At 73.2% G+C, this 13,818-nt stretch carries 13 protein-coding genes; 12 read left to right on the plus strand and 1 reads right to left on the minus strand.

The window, feature by feature from the left end; translation table 11 throughout:
- Positions 1 to 6 precede the first annotated feature (6 nt).
- The 8 genes from AB0G79_RS24490 (at position 7) to AB0G79_RS24525 (ending at position 8,553) form a co-directional block, all read left to right on the plus strand.
- Positions 7 to 1,116: a quinone-dependent dihydroorotate dehydrogenase gene (locus tag AB0G79_RS24490; RefSeq protein WP_360809862.1), complete on the plus strand. Its 1,110-nt coding sequence runs from the start codon at positions 7 to 9 to the stop codon at positions 1,114 to 1,116.
- Positions 1,113 to 1,949 (plus strand): orotidine-5'-phosphate decarboxylase, encoded by an 837-nt coding sequence (gene pyrF, locus AB0G79_RS24495; protein WP_360809864.1) that lies wholly within the window; start codon positions 1,113 to 1,115, stop codon positions 1,947 to 1,949. Before AB0G79_RS24490 ends, pyrF begins: the two co-directional genes overlap by 4 nt.
- Before the next feature lie 296 nt (positions 1,950 to 2,245).
- Positions 2,246 to 2,569 (plus strand): integration host factor, encoded by a 324-nt coding sequence (locus tag AB0G79_RS24500; RefSeq protein ID WP_030204477.1) that lies wholly within the window; start codon positions 2,246 to 2,248, stop codon positions 2,567 to 2,569.
- 72 nt (positions 2,570 to 2,641) lie between these two features.
- Positions 2,642 to 3,205, plus strand: a complete 564-nt coding sequence (gene gmk, locus AB0G79_RS24505) for a guanylate kinase (protein ID WP_360809867.1) — start codon at positions 2,642 to 2,644, stop codon at positions 3,203 to 3,205.
- A gap of 28 nt (positions 3,206 to 3,233) precedes the next feature.
- Entirely contained in the window at positions 3,234 to 3,506 is a 273-nt protein-coding gene (rpoZ, locus tag AB0G79_RS24510; protein WP_017242218.1) for a DNA-directed RNA polymerase subunit omega, read from the plus strand.
- Between the two features lie 105 nt (positions 3,507 to 3,611).
- Positions 3,612 to 4,823 (plus strand): bifunctional phosphopantothenoylcysteine decarboxylase/phosphopantothenate--cysteine ligase CoaBC, encoded by a 1,212-nt coding sequence (gene coaBC, locus AB0G79_RS24515; protein ID WP_360809869.1) that lies wholly within the window; start codon positions 3,612 to 3,614, stop codon positions 4,821 to 4,823.
- A 274-nt stretch (positions 4,824 to 5,097) separates the two neighbouring features.
- A complete protein-coding gene (gene metK / locus AB0G79_RS24520) occupies positions 5,098 to 6,306 on the plus strand; it encodes a methionine adenosyltransferase (protein WP_360809871.1) in 1,209 nt (402 codons plus the stop codon).
- Between the two features lie 105 nt (positions 6,307 to 6,411).
- Positions 6,412 to 8,553, plus strand: a complete 2,142-nt coding sequence (locus tag AB0G79_RS24525; protein WP_360809873.1) for a primosomal protein N' — start codon at positions 6,412 to 6,414, stop codon at positions 8,551 to 8,553.
- Positions 8,554 to 8,617: 64 nt separating this feature from the next.
- On the opposite strand, the gene AB0G79_RS24530 is transcribed toward AB0G79_RS24525, so the two are convergent.
- On the minus strand, positions 8,618 to 9,136 hold the full coding sequence (locus AB0G79_RS24530) for a hypothetical protein (RefSeq protein ID WP_360809875.1): 519 nt from the start codon (positions 9,134 to 9,136) through the stop codon (positions 8,618 to 8,620).
- Positions 9,137 to 9,365: 229 nt separating this feature from the next.
- Here AB0G79_RS24530 and fmt point away from each other — a divergent pair, with 229 nt between their 5' ends.
- The 4 genes from fmt to AB0G79_RS24550 all read left to right on the plus strand — a co-directional run bounded on the left by fmt (position 9,366) and on the right by AB0G79_RS24550 (position 13,798).
- Positions 9,366 to 10,298 carry a methionyl-tRNA formyltransferase gene (gene fmt / locus AB0G79_RS24535; protein ID WP_360809877.1) on the plus strand — a complete coding sequence of 311 codons (933 nt, stop codon included), beginning with the start codon at positions 9,366 to 9,368 and terminating at the stop codon, positions 10,296 to 10,298.
- A 91-nt stretch (positions 10,299 to 10,389) separates the two neighbouring features.
- Positions 10,390 to 11,802 (plus strand): transcription antitermination factor NusB, encoded by a 1,413-nt coding sequence (locus AB0G79_RS24540; RefSeq protein WP_360809879.1) that lies wholly within the window; start codon positions 10,390 to 10,392, stop codon positions 11,800 to 11,802.
- A 130-nt stretch (positions 11,803 to 11,932) separates the two neighbouring features.
- Positions 11,933 to 12,616 carry a ribulose-phosphate 3-epimerase gene (gene rpe, locus AB0G79_RS24545; protein ID WP_360809881.1) on the plus strand — a complete coding sequence of 228 codons (684 nt, stop codon included), beginning with the start codon at positions 11,933 to 11,935 and terminating at the stop codon, positions 12,614 to 12,616.
- Between the two features lie 165 nt (positions 12,617 to 12,781).
- Positions 12,782 to 13,798 (plus strand): sugar-binding domain-containing protein, encoded by a 1,017-nt coding sequence (locus AB0G79_RS24550; RefSeq protein ID WP_360810023.1) that lies wholly within the window; start codon positions 12,782 to 12,784, stop codon positions 13,796 to 13,798.
- Positions 13,799 to 13,818 lie beyond the last annotated feature (20 nt).

Genomic DNA, 13,818 nt, shown 5'->3' on the forward strand with positions numbered 1-13,818 from the left:
CGAGACATGTACAAGTTCTTCTTCACCGTCGTCTTCAAGCGCATGGACCCCGAGAAGGCCCACTACCTGGCCTTCCGCTGGATCCGGCTCGCCGCCCGCGTCCCCGTCCTGCGCACCTTCGTCGCCGCCGTCCTCGCGCCCCGGTACGAGGAGCTGCGCACCGAGGCCCTCGGCCTGCGGATGCACGGCCCCTTCGGCCTCGCCGCCGGCTTCGACAAGAACGCCGTCGCCATCGACGGCATGGCGATGCTCGGCTTCGACCACATCGAGATCGGCACGGTCACCGGGGAGGCGCAGCCCGGCAACCCCAAGAAGCGCCTCTTCCGGCTCGTCCCGGACCGCGCCCTGATCAACCGCATGGGCTTCAACAACGAGGGCTCCGCCGCCGTCGCCGAGCGCCTGGGCTCCCGTACCCCGGTCTTCAAGACCGTCGTCGGCGTCAACATCGGCAAGACCAAGGTCGTCCCGGAGGCCGAGGCCGCCGCCGACTACGTGAAGTCCACCGAGCGGCTCGCGGCCCACGCCGACTACCTCGTGGTGAACGTCTCCTCGCCGAACACCCCCGGCCTGCGCAACCTCCAGGCCACCGAGTCGCTGCGCCCGCTCCTCAGCGCCGTCCGGGAGGCCGCCGACCGCGCGGTCACCGGCCGCCGGGTCCCGCTCCTGGTGAAGATCGCCCCCGACCTGGCGGACGAGGACGTCGACGCGGTCGCCGACCTGGCCCTGGAGCTCGGCCTCGACGGCATCATCGCCACCAACACCACCATCGCGCGCGAGGGCCTCGGCCTGAAGTCCGACCCGGCCCTGATCAAGGAGACCGGAGGTCTCTCCGGCGCCCCCGTCAAGGAGCGCTCCCTGGAGGTCCTGCGCCGCCTGTACGCGCGCGTGGGCGACCGCATCGTCCTCGTGGGCGTCGGCGGCGTCGAGAACGCGGAGGACGCCTGGCAGCGCATCCTCGCCGGCGCGACCCTCGTCCAGGGCTACAGCGCCTTCATCTACGAGGGCCCGTTCTACGCCCGCGCGATCCACAAGGGCCTCGCCGCCCGCCTCAAGGCGTCCCCGTACGCCACCCTCGCCGAGGCCATCGGCGCCGACCACCGAAAGGCCACCAAGTGACCCTCTCCTTCGGCACCCGCCTGCGTACCGCCATGGACGAGCGCGGCCCGCTCTGCGTCGGCATCGACCCGCACGCCGCCCTGCTCGACTCCTGGGGCCTGCAGGACGACATCGCCGGCCTGGAGCGCTTCACCTTCACCGTCGTCGAGGCGCTCGCCGACACGGTCGCCGTCTTCAAGCCGCAGGCCGCCTTCTTCGAGCGCTTCGGCTCGCGCGGTGTCGCGGTCCTGGAGCGCGCCGTCGCCGACCTGCGCGCGGCCGGCGGCCTGGTCGTCATGGACGCCAAGCGCGGCGACATCGGCTCGACCATGGCCGCGTACGCCGAGGCCTTCCTCCGCAAGGACTCGCCGCTCTTCTCCGACGCGCTGACGGTCTCCCCGTACCTCGGCTACGGCTCCCTGAAGCCGGCCGTAGACCTGGCCCGCGAGTCGGGCGCAGGACTCTTCGTCCTCGCGCTCACCTCCAACCCGGAGGGGGCGGAGGTCCAGCGGGCGGTCCGAGAGGACGGCCGGACCATCGGCGCGACGATGCTGGGCCACCTCGCCGAGGAGAACGCGGGGGAGACCCCCATGGGCTCCTTCGGCGCGGTGGTCGGTGCCACGCTCGGCGACCTGTCCTCGTTCGACCTGGACATCAACGGCCCGCTCCTGGCTCCCGGCATCGGCGCCCAGGGCGCGACCCCCGCCGACCTTCCCGCCGTCTTCGGCGCGGCGGTCCGCAACGTGGTTCCGAACGTCAGTCGGGGCGTCCTCCGTCACGGCCCCGACGCGTCCGCCCTGCGGGCCTCGGCCGACCGCTACGCGGACGAGATCCGGACGGCCGTCGCCGGCTGACCGGTCCTCCGGACAATCCGCAGGTCGGAGCGGACGGGCCGGGCGAGAACGAGCCGTCTCACCATTTGACGAAAACTTGGCTCAAAACCGGGTCGTTTTGCCGGAAAAGTCCTAGTCGGTCGATGCTGACCAGGACTTTTCCTTCGTTCTCGCTGACGGGAGCGGCCTTGGCCGCTAGTCTCCGGAGCAGAGCAGGCGTTCAACGACCACTCCGTTGAGCGTTGCTCCACTGGTGTGGGGCGCAGGGTTCCTCACCGGTCCGTATCCGACAGATCGACATCCGAGGTGACGTAGGCGTGGCTCTTCCGCCCCTTACCCCTGAACAGCGCGCAGCCGCGCTCGAAAAGGCCGCCGCGGCTCGCCGGGAGCGGGCCGAGGTCAAGAATCGACTCAAGCACTCCGGCGCCTCGCTCCACGAGGTCATCAAGACCGGCCAGGAGAACGACGTCATCGGCAAGATGAAGGTCTCCGCGCTTCTGGAGTCCCTCCCGGGCGTCGGCAAGGTCCGCGCCAAGCAGATCATGGAGCGCCTCGGCATCTCCGAGAGCCGCCGGGTCCGCGGTCTCGGTTCCAACCAGATCGCCTCCCTGGAGCGTGAGTTCGGCAGCACTGGCGCCTGACTTTCCCGGACATTTCCGGCATGCGGCGTCCTCCCTGCGCAAGCGGGGGTGAACCACTGGAATAATCGCTGCATGGCAGCAGAGGTACGTCCGCGGCTGACCGTGCTCTCCGGCCCCTCGGGGGTCGGCAAGAGCACGGTCGTCGCGCATATGCGCAAGGTCCACCCCGAGGTCTGGCTCTCGGTGTCGGCGACGACACGGAAGCCCCGCCCCGGCGAGAAGCACGGCGTCCACTATTTCTTCGTGACGGACGACGAGTTCGACAAGCTGATCGCCAACGGTGAGCTCCTCGAATGGGCCGAGTTCGCGGGGAACCGCTACGGCACCCCCCGTGGCGCCGTCCTCGAGCGGCTCGACTCCGGCGAGCCCGTCCTCCTGGAGATCGACCTCCAGGGCGCCCGCCAGGTCAAGGACTCCATGGACGAGTCCCAGCTGGTCTTCCTGGCCCCGCCGAGCTGGGACGAGCTGGTCCGCCGGCTCACCGGCCGCGGGACCGAGTCGGCCGAGGTCATCGAGCGCCGCCTGGCGGCCGCGAAGGTCGAGCTGGCCGCCGAGTCGGAGTTCGACACCACGCTCGTCAACACCTCCGTCGAGGACGTCGCGCGCGAGCTGCTAACGTTGATGCACGTTGTCTGATCTTTTCTCCATCTTCGGAAGGTAGAGCGTGTCCTCTTCCATGACCGCGCCCGAGGGCATCATCAACCCGCCGATCGACGAGCTGCTCGAGGCCACGGACTCGAAGTACAGCCTCGTGATCTACGCTGCCAAGCGCGCGCGTCAGATCAACGCGTACTACTCCCAGCTCGGCGAGGGCCTGCTGGAGTACGTGGGTCCGCTGGTCGACACCCACGTCCACGAGAAGCCGCTCTCGATCGCCCTGCGCGAGATCAACGCGGGTCTGCTGACGTCCGAGGCCATCGAGGGCCCGGCCCAGTAAGCGCGCATCGCTTGTCATGATTGCCACCACAGGCCCGGCGGAACATCCGCCGGGCCTGTGGTGTCTCATGGAGTCGTACGCATCCGAGTGCGGGGAGTGGCAGTGGTGACCGAACCGAAGGTCGTTCTGGGTGTCAGCGGCGGGATCGCCGCCTACAAGGCGTGCGAGCTGCTGCGCCGGTTCACCGAGTCCGGCCACGACGTCCGCGTCGTGCCCACCGACTCCGCCCTCCACTTCGTCGGCGCGGCCACCTGGTCCGCGCTCTCCGGCAACCCGGTCTCCACCGAGGTCTGGGACTCGGTCCACGAGGTCCCGCACGTCCGCATCGGCCAGGCCGCCGACCTCGTCGTCGTCGCCCCCGCCACCGCCGACATGCTCGCCAAGGCCGCCCACGGCCTCGCCGACGACCTGCTGACCAACACGCTGCTCACCGCGCGCTGTCCGGTCGTCTTCGCCCCCGCCATGCACACCGAGATGTGGGAGCACCCGGCGACCCAGGAGAACGTGGCCACCCTGCGCCGCCGCGGCGCCGTCGTCATCGAGCCGGCCGTCGGCCGCCTCACCGGTGTCGACACCGGCAAGGGCCGGCTGCCCGACCCCGGCGAGATCTTCGCGGTCTGCCGCAGGATCCTGGCCCGCGGCGTCATCGCCCCCGACCTCGCCGGACGCCACGTCGTGGTGAGCGCGGGCGGCACCCGCGAGCCGCTCGACCCCGTCCGCTACCTGGGCAACCGCTCCTCCGGCAAGCAGGGGTACGCCCTCGCCGGGGCCGCCGCCGCGCGCGGCGCCCGGGTCACGCTCATCGAGGCCAACACCGGCATCGCCGACCCGGCCGGCGTCGACGTCGTCCACGTCGGCACCGCGCTCCAGCTCCGCGAGGCCGTCCTGAAGGCGGCCGCGGACGCCGACGCGGTGGTCATGGCCGCGGCCGTCGCCGACTTCCGGCCCGCCGCCTACGCCACCGGGAAGATCAAGAAGAAGGACGACGGGGGCGCGCCGACCGTCGAGCTCGTCCGGAACCCCGACATCCTCGCGGAGATCTCCGCGGAGCGCGCCCTGCCCGGACAGGTGGTCGTCGGCTTCGCGGCCGAGACCGACGACGTCCTCGCCAACGGGCGGCAGAAGCTGGCCCGCAAGGGCTGCGACCTCCTCGTCGTCAACGAGGTGGGGGAGCGGAAGACCTTCGGATCCGAGGAGAACGAGGCCGTGATCCTCGCCTCGGACGGCGCCGAGACCCCTGTGCCGTACGGTCCGAAGGAAGCGCTCGCCGAGACGGTCTGGGACCTGGTCCTGCCGCGGCTGCGCGCGGCCGACTGAGCGGACCTCCGGGCCCGGGGCGGGGCGTGAGCTTGGCTCGATGTCGACCAGGCGAGGGGGAATCGCCGACTGTCGAGTGATTTACGCCCCACCCGAACGCACGGTTCCGCCCCGTCTGAGGCCGATTCCGCGCGCTTCCGACCATTCACCTGGCGAGACACCTGGTCCATTGGCCGACCGTGACCGATAGACTGTTCGTGGAACGTCGCGGGGCGCAGCTCCCTGCGTCGGTCCGAGAAGATAGCCAGCAGCCGCTGCAACCACAGGGAGCGTTGTGTCCCGTCGTCTGTTCACCTCGGAATCCGTCACCGAGGGACACCCCGACAAGATCGCTGACCAGATCAGCGACACCATCCTCGACGCACTGCTGCGCGAGGACCCCACCTCGCGCGTCGCCGTCGAGACGCTGATCACCACCGGCCTCGTGCACGTCGCCGGTGAGGTGACCACGAAGGCGTGGGCGGACATCCCCACCCTCGTCCGGAACAAGATCCTCGAGATCGGTTACGACTCCTCGAAGAAGGGCTTCGACGGCGCCTCCTGCGGCGTGTCGGTGTCCATCGGGTCGCAGTCCCCGGACATCGCCCAGGGTGTCGACACGGCGTACGAGCAGCGTGTCGAGGGCGACGAGGACGAGCTCGACAAGCAGGGCGCCGGCGACCAGGGCCTGATGTTCGGCTACGCGTCGAACGAGACGCCCGAGCTGATGCCGCTGCCGATCCACATCGCGCACCGTCTCTCGCGCCGCCTGACCGAGGTGCGCAAGAACGGGACCATCCCCTACCTGCGCCCCGACGGCAAGACCCAGGTCACCATCGAGTACGACGGCGACAAGGCCGTCCGCCTCGACACCGTCGTCGTCTCCTCGCAGCACGCCTCGGACATCGACCTCGAGTCGCTGCTCGCTCCCGACATCCGTGAGTTCGTCGTCGAGCACGTGCTCAAGCAGCTCGTCGAGGACGGCATCAAGCTGGACACCGAGGGCTACCGCCTCCTGGTGAACCCGACCGGCCGCTTCGAGATCGGCGGCCCGATGGGCGACGCCGGCCTCACCGGCCGCAAGATCATCATCGACACCTACGGCGGCATGGCCCGTCACGGTGGCGGCGCGTTCTCCGGCAAGGACCCGTCCAAGGTCGACCGCTCCGCCGCCTACGCCATGCGCTGGGTCGCGAAGAACGTCGTCGCCGCGGGCCTCGCCTCGCGCTGCGAGGTCCAGGTCGCCTACGCGATCGGCAAGGCCGAGCCCGTGGGCCTGTTCGTCGAGACCTTCGGTACGAACACGGTCGAGACCGAGAAGATCGAGAACGCCATCGGCGAGGTCTTCGACCTCCGCCCGGCCGCGATCATCCGCGACCTCGACCTGCTCCGCCCGATCTACTCCCAGACCGCCGCCTACGGCCACTTCGGCCGCGAGCTGCCGGACTTCACCTGGGAGCGCACGGACCGCGTGGACGCGCTCAAGAAGGCCGCCGGTCTGTAAGACCCGGTCGCACCCGTACGGACGGGAGCCCGGCACCCCTCGGGGTGCCGGGCTCCCGGCTTTCCGCACGCCCGGCTGTCGGTGGCGTCTGGTAGTTATGGGGCTGTGAGCAGCGAGAAGGAGCATGCCGAGAGCGGGGACGGGCCCGAGCAGCTCGCGCTCATCCGGGAGACCGTCCGGAAGGCGAAGGTGCCGCGCGCCAAGCCGCGGACCTGGCGCGGGGCCGCCCTGGCCAAGGAGCTGCCCGTCGCCCGGGTCGTGGTGAACAAGGGCGCGCTCCACCTCGACCAGTTCTTCGACTACGCGGTCCCCGAGGAGCTCGACGGGGTCGCCCGCCCCGGGGTCCGGGTCCGGGTCCGCTTCGGCGCGGGCGCGCACCAGGTGCGGGGCGGTCGCCGCGAGGGAGGCCGGCTCATCGACGGCTTCCTCGTCGAGCGGCGGGCCACCTCCGACTACTCGGGGCCGCTCGCCGCGCTCGCCGACGTCGTCTCGCCCGAGCCGGTCCTCGGCCCCGAGCTGCTCGGCCTGGCCCGGGCCGTCGCCGACCGGTACGCGGGAAGCCTCGCCGACGTCCTCCAGCTCGCCGTGCCGCCGCGCAGCGCCAAGGCCGAGGGCCGTCCCTCGCCCGCGCCGCTGCCGCCGCCGCGGCCCCCGGAGCCGGGGAGCTGGTCGCGGTACGAGCGGGGGACCGCGTTCCTCGACTCCCTCGCGCGCGGCGGCGCGCCCCGGGCCGTGTGGAACGCGCTGCCGGGGCCGTACTGGGCCGAGGAGATCGCCCGGGCCGTCGCCGCGACCCTCGCCTCCGGCCGGGGCGCCCTCGTCGTCGTCCCCGACGGGCGGGCTGCCGGGCGGGTCGACGCGGCGCTGACCGAGGTCCTCGGCCCGGGGCGGCACGCGCTGCTCACCGCCGACGCGGGACCCGAGAAGCGGTACGCGCAGTGGCTCGCCGTCCGGCGCGGCTCCGTGCGGGCCGTCGTCGGCACCCGGGCGGCGATGTTCGCGCCCGTGCGGGACCTCGGGCTCGTCGCCATCTGGGACGACGGCGACGGCAGCCACAGCGAGCCCCACGCGCCCCAGCCGCACGCCCGTGAGGTGCTGCTCCTGCGCGCCTCCCACGACCGCTGCGCCTTCCTCCTCGGCTCGACCAGCTGCACCGTCGAGGCCGCGCAGCTCGTCGAGTCCGGCTGGGCCAAGGCGCTCGGCGCGGGCCGCGAGCAGGTCCGCAGGGCCGCGCCCCTGGTCCGTACCGTCGGGGACGGCGAGCTCGCCCGCGACGAGGCCGCGCGGGCGGCCCGGCTGCCCTCGCTCGCCTGGCAGGCCGTGCGCGAGGGCCTCAGGACCGGCCCGGTCCTCGTCCAGGTGCCCCGCCGGGGGTACGTGCCGAGGCTGGCCTGCGAGCGCTGCCGCACGCCCGCCCGCTGCCGGCACTGCGCAGGGCCCCTCGAAGCGCCCGAACAGCAGGAGCTGCGGTGCGGCTGGTGCGGGAAGGGTGCTCCGGACTGGCACTGCGTGGAGTGCGGCTCGAACCGGCTGCGGGCCCAGATCGTCGGCGCACGCCGGACGGCGGAGGAGCTGGGGCGGGCGTTCCCCGCCGTGCCCGTGCGGACCTCCGGACGCGACCACGTCCTGGACAGCGTGCCCGGACGGCCCGCGCTCGTCGTCTCCACGCCCGGCGCCGAACCCGTCGCCGAGGGCGGATACGCGGCGGCGCTGCTCCTCGACGGCTGGGCGATGCTCGGCCGCCCCGACCTGCGGGCGGGCGAGGAGGCGCTGCGGCGCTGGATCGACGCGGCCTCCCTGGTCCGGGGCCAGGCCGAGGGCGGTGTCGTCGTCGTGGTGGCCGAGCCGACGCTCCGGCCGGTCCAGGCGCTCGTCCGCTGGGACCCGGTGGGCCACGCGCAGCGGGAGCTGGCCGAGCGGGCCGAGCTGGGGTTCCCGCCGGTCTCCCGGATGGCGGCGGTGACCGGGGCGCCGGAGGCCGTGGAGGGCTTCCTCGCCGGGGCCGCGCTCCCCGGTGACGCGGAGATCCTGGGACCCGTACCGCTGCCGGTGGTCCGTCCCGGCGGCCCGCGCCGCCCGGGAGACCCGCCGCCGGGCGAGCAGTGGGACCGGGCCCTGGTCCGGGTGCCGCCGGGGAGCGGGTCGGCCCTGGCGGCGGCCCTCAAGCAGGCGAGGGCCGCGGGTCTCGCGCGGGGCGGGGGCGGCGACCAGGTGCGGATCCGGGTCGATCCGCCGGACATCGGCTGAACCACGCGGGACGGCCGCCCGCCCCGGGGGGTCCGGGGGCGGGCGGCCGTCGGGGTGCGGCGGGTCAGCCGTTGCGCGGGCTGGGGAAGGCGGAGGGACGGGGTTCCTCGCGGAGGGTCGCGCTGCCGGAGGTGGGCTGCGGCGGCATCGAACGGGCGGCGGGGACGGACGGCAGCGTGCGGGTCACGCCCGGCTCCGGTGCGTGGTCCTGGTCCACGGCCATGCCCGGCTGGGGCACGCGCCGGGAACCGTAGCGGCGGTGGACGGCCTGCTTGGTGACGCCGAGCGCGGAGCCGACGGCGTCCCACGAGAAGCCGAGCGAGCGGTCGAAGTCGACCGCGGCGGTCACCAGGGTCTCGACGCTGTCCCGCAGCTCCTGGGCGAGACGTACGGTCGGGGCGGGGGCGCGTCCGTAGACGACGAAGCCCGTGGAGGGGCCGGAGCGGCGGGGGCGGTAGACATTGCCCAGCTGGGCCGTGAGCGTGCGCAGTGCGTCCACCTGCCGCCGGACCCGCTCGATGTCCCGCACCAACAGGTGCAGGCTCGCCCGGGCTTGGGCGTCGTGGGTTGCGTGGTCGGCCATGTGAAAGCCTCTCGAACCGGCGTGGAAGGGGGCGGGTCGCGGAGGGGGGAACGGCGACCCGATTCGGTCAATCTCTCTTGACCAACGCGCCACCGGGAGTTGGGTCACGCTGCGGGGGCGTACACGCATATGCGCGGGGCGCTCGTCCTCCCGTACGCCCCCTGCGTCACTCCCGCCTAGACTGGTGCGTCGCCCGCAATCGCCCCGGACAGACAGGCAGTCGTCACCCATGAAGCTCGTCTTCGCAGGCACCCCCGAGGTCGCCGTACCCGCCCTGGACGCCCTGCTCGCCTCCGGTCGGCACGAGGTGGCCGCCGTCGTCACCCGGCCGGACGCCCCGGCGGGACGCGGGCGGCGGCTCGTCGCCAGCCCCGTGGCCCAGCGGGCCGAGGAGGCCGGGATCGAGATCCTGAAGCCGGCGAAGCCGCGCGACGAGGAGTTCCTGGCCCGGCTGCGGGAGATCGCCCCGGACTGCTGCCCGGTCGTCGCGTACGGCGCGCTGCTTCCCAAGGTCGCGCTCGACGTCCCCGCCCGCGGCTGGGTCAACCTGCACTTCTCGCTGCTGCCCGCGTGGCGCGGCGCGGCGCCGGTGCAGCACTCGCTGATGGCGGGGGACCAGGTGACGGGCGCGTCGACGTTCCTCATCGAGGAGGGCCTCGACTCGGGCCCGGTCTACGGGGTCGTCACCGAGGACGTCCGCCCCACGGACACCAGCGGCGACCTGCTGACCCGGCTCGCGTTCGCGGGCGCGGGGCTGCTCGCCGCGACCATGGACGGCATCGAGGACGGCACCCTCCAGGCCGTACCGCAGCCCGTCGAGGGCGTCACCCTCGCGCCCAAGATCCAGGTCGAGGACGCGCACGTCGACTTCGCGGCCCCCGCGCTCCGCGTCGACCGCGTCGTCCGCGGCTGCACCCCGGCCCCCGGCGCCTGGACCCTCTTCCGCGGCGAGCGCCTGAAGCTCATCCAGGTCACCCCCCTCCCGGACCGCACGGACCTGGCCCCCGGCGAGCTGTCGGTCGGCAAGAACAACGTCTACGCGGGCACGGGCTCGTACGCCGTCGAACTCCTCTGGGTCCAGCCCCAGGGCAAGAAGCCCATGAAGGCCGCCGACTGGGCCCGCGGGGTCCGCATCGGGGCGGGGGAGCGGCTGGGGGCGTAGGCACCCCGGGTGCGGGGCCCAGCGGGGCGCACTGCCGGGAGGACGTAGGCTGAGAGGGTTCGACCTCGTCATTTCGTCACGCGGAGCACCTTTGAGCGAGCAGGCACGTCGCCGTCCCCCCAAGCCCTACCGGCGGCCCCAGAAGGACCCCGTCCGGATGCTGGCGTTCGAGGCGTTGCGGGCGGTGGACGAGCGGGACGCGTACGCGAACCTGGTGCTGCCGCCGCTGCTGCGGAAGGCGCGTGAGAAGGGCGATTTCGACGGGCGGGACGCGGCGCTCGCGACCGAGCTCGTCTACGGGACGCTGCGGCGCCAGGGGACGTACGACGCGATCATCTCGGCCTGCATCGACCGGCCGCTGCGCGAGGTCGACCCGCCCGTGCTCGACGTGCTCGCGCTCGGCGCGCACCAGCTGCTCGGGACCCGCATCCCCACCCACGCCGCCGTCTCCGCCAGCGTCGAGCTGGCCCGGGTCGTCCTCGGCGACGGGCGGGCCAAGTTCGTGAACGCCGTGCTGCGGAAGATCTCGCAGCAGGACCTCGACGCCTGGGTCGCGCAGGTCGCCCCGCCGTACGACGAGGACGCCGAGGACCACCTCGCCGTCGTGCACTCGCACCCGCGCTGGGTCGTCTCGGCCCTGTGGGACGCCCTCGGCGGCGGTCGCGCGGGCATCGAGGACCTCCTGGAGGCCGACAACGAGCGGCCCGAGGTCACCCTCGTCGCCCGTCCCGGCCGCTCCACCACGGAGGAGCTCGCCGCGGCCACCGAGACGCTGCCGGGCCGCTGGTCCCCGTACGCCCTCAGGATGGCCGAGGGCGGCGAGCCCGGTGCCATCGAGGCCGTGAAGGAGGGCCGGGCCGGCGTCCAGGACGAGGGCAGCCAGCTCGTCGCGATCGCGCTCGCCAACGCCCCGGTCGAGGGCACCGACGCCCGGTGGCTCGACGGCTGTGCCGGGCCCGGCGGCAAGGCCGCGCTCCTCGCCGCCCTCGCCGCCGAGCGCGGCGCCGCGCTGCTCGCCTCCGAGAAGCAGCCGCACCGCGCCCGCCTCGTCGAGCGCGCCCTCGCCGGCAACCCCGGCCCCTACCAGGTCATCGCCGCCGACGGCACCCGCCCGCCGTGGCGCCCCGGCACCTTCGACCGGGTCCTCATGGACGTGCCCTGCTCGGGCCTCGGCGCCCTGCGCCGCCGCCCCGAGGCCCGCTGGCGCCGCCGTCCCGACGACCTCGACGGCTTCGCCCCGCTCCAGCGCGCGCTGCTGACCGAGGCGCTGAGCGCCGTCCGCGTCGGCGGTGTCGTCGGGTACGCGACCTGCTCGCCGCACCTCGCCGAGACGCGGGTCGTCGTCGACGACGTCCTGAAGAAGGTCGGCGGAGCCGAACTGATCGACGCCCGCCCGCTGCTCCCCGGCGTCCCGGCGCTCGGCGACGGGCCGGACGTCCAGCTGTGGCCGCATCTGCACGGTACGGACGCCATGTACCTGGCGCTGATCCGCCGTACCGCCTGAGCAACACCCGACCGTAATCACCAGGTTCGTCCCGGTCCGGTCCTCGTCGCTTCGTACCGAAAATGGTCTGGACCGGACCCGAAACCGCTCAGCGGCAAAGAAGTAACCAAGAACGTGGGAGGCTTGGCACATGGCGCAGATCAACCCCAGCATCCTGTCCGCGGACTTCGCCCGGCTCGCCGATGAGGCGAAGGCCGTCGAGGGCGCGGACTGGCTGCACGTCGACGTGATGGACAACCACTTCGTCCCCAACCTGACGCTGGGCGTGCCGATCGTGGAGTCGCTCGCGCGGGCGACCTCGACGCCGCTCGACTGCCATCTGATGATCGAGGACCCCGACCGCTGGGCCCCCCAGTACGTCGAGGCCGGCGCAGGCTCGGTCACCTTCCACGCGGAGGCCGCCGCCGCGCCCGTGCGGCTCGCGCGGGAGATCCGGGCCAAGGGCGCGCGCGCCTCGATGGCGCTCAAGCCGGCCACGCCGATCGAGCCGTACGAGGACCTGCTCCCCGAGCTCGACATGCTGCTGATCATGACGGTCGAGCCGGGCTTCGGCGGCCAGGCGTTCCTCGACATCATGCTCCCCAAGATCCGCCGCACCCGTGAGCTGATCGCCAAGCACGGTCTGGAGCTGTGGCTCCAGGTCGATGGCGGGGTCGCGGAATCCACGATCGAGCGCTGCGCCGAGGCCGGCGCCGACGTCTTCGTCGCGGGCTCCGCGGTCTACGGCGCGGCCGACCCGGCGGCGGCCGTGGCGAGCCTCCGCGCCCGCGCCGAGGCCGCGACGGCCTCGGCCCCGTGGGCGTGTGGCCACTGAGCCTCCGACGAGCCTCCGCCGGATGAACGCGGTCCGTCGGCCCGCCGACAGGACTGATCAAGACCCGCCGTTTCTGACAGGATGAACGGTGAGTCCAGAGTGTGAACGACAGCCGTATCCGAACAGCGGTACGTGAACAGCAGTGAGGAGATCGCGGTGGCGGGTATGTCGGCGGGACGGTCAGCCCTGCGGATGGGCCCCGCGGAGCTGGTGCAGGCGGCGGCCATGGCGCGCCGCTTCTACCTGGAGGGCAAGTCCAAGATCCAGATCGCCGAGGAGTTCGGCGTGAGCCGCTTCAAAGTGGCCCGGGTCCTGGAGACCGCGCTGGAGCGCGACCTCGTCCGCATCGAGATCCGTGTGCCGGCCGAGCTGGACGCCGAGCGCTCCGACGCGCTCCGCGCCCGCTACGGCCTCCGCCACGCCGTCGTCGTCGAATCCCCGGCGGAGGGCGACGACGAGTCGCCCGACCCGGAGAACCTCGGCGAGGTCGCGGCCGACCTGCTCGGCGAGCTGGTGACCGAGGGCGACGTCCTCGGCCTGGCCTGGGGCCGCTCCACCATCCACATGGCGGCGGCCCTCGACCGGCTGCCCCCGTGCACGGTCGTGCAGCTCACCGGCGTGTACGACGCCGGGACCGCCGAGCGCGGCTCCGTCGAGGCGGTCCGGCGCGCCGCCCAGGTCTCCGGCGGCGAGGCCCACCCCATCTACGCGCCCATGCTGCTCCCGGACCCGGCGACCGCGGCGGCGCTGCGCAACCAGACCGGCATCGCGCGGGCCTTCGAGTACTTCGACAAGGTGACGGTCGCCTGCGTCTCCATCGGCTCCTGGGAGCCGGGCATCTCCACCGTCCACGACATGCTCTCCGACACCGAGCGCGCCCACTACGCCTCGCTCGGCGTCGCCGCCGAGATGTCCGCGCACCTCTTCGACGCCGACGGCCGCCGGGTCGGCCGCGACCTCGGCGAGCGCTGCATCACCGTCGAGGCGGACCGGCTCCGCCGCATCCCCGAGGTCGTGGCGATCGCCGGCGGCCAGCGCAAGGCGGCGGCGATCGGCGCGGTGCTCCGCTCCGGACTCGTCACCAGCCTGGTCACCGACCGCGCCGCCGCGGACTACCTGCTCACCGAGTCGCGCCCCGGCACGCACCCGGCCCTGGAGCGCAAGGACCCCGACGGCAACTGACGGCCGCCCGCGGAGTCGTC

The sequence above is a fragment of the Streptomyces sp. NPDC020807 genome (assembly GCF_040641575.1).
Classification (GTDB): domain Bacteria; phylum Actinomycetota; class Actinomycetes; order Streptomycetales; family Streptomycetaceae; genus Streptomyces.

Coding starts and splice junctions, on each gene's coding strand:
- rpe (WP_360809881.1), top strand. CDS start 11,933: ATGGCGCAGATCAACCCCAGCATCCTGTCCGCGGACTTCGCCCGGCTC.
- AB0G79_RS24490 (WP_360809862.1), top strand. CDS start 7: ATGTACAAGTTCTTCTTCACCGTCGTCTTCAAGCGCATGGACCCCGAG.
- gmk (WP_360809867.1), top strand. CDS start 2,642: ATGGCAGCAGAGGTACGTCCGCGGCTGACCGTGCTCTCCGGCCCCTCG.
- AB0G79_RS24550 (WP_360810023.1), top strand. CDS start 12,782: ATGTCGGCGGGACGGTCAGCCCTGCGGATGGGCCCCGCGGAGCTGGTG.
- AB0G79_RS24530 (WP_360809875.1), bottom strand. CDS start 9,136: ATGGCCGACCACGCAACCCACGACGCCCAAGCCCGGGCGAGCCTGCAC.
- fmt (WP_360809877.1), top strand. CDS start 9,366: ATGAAGCTCGTCTTCGCAGGCACCCCCGAGGTCGCCGTACCCGCCCTG.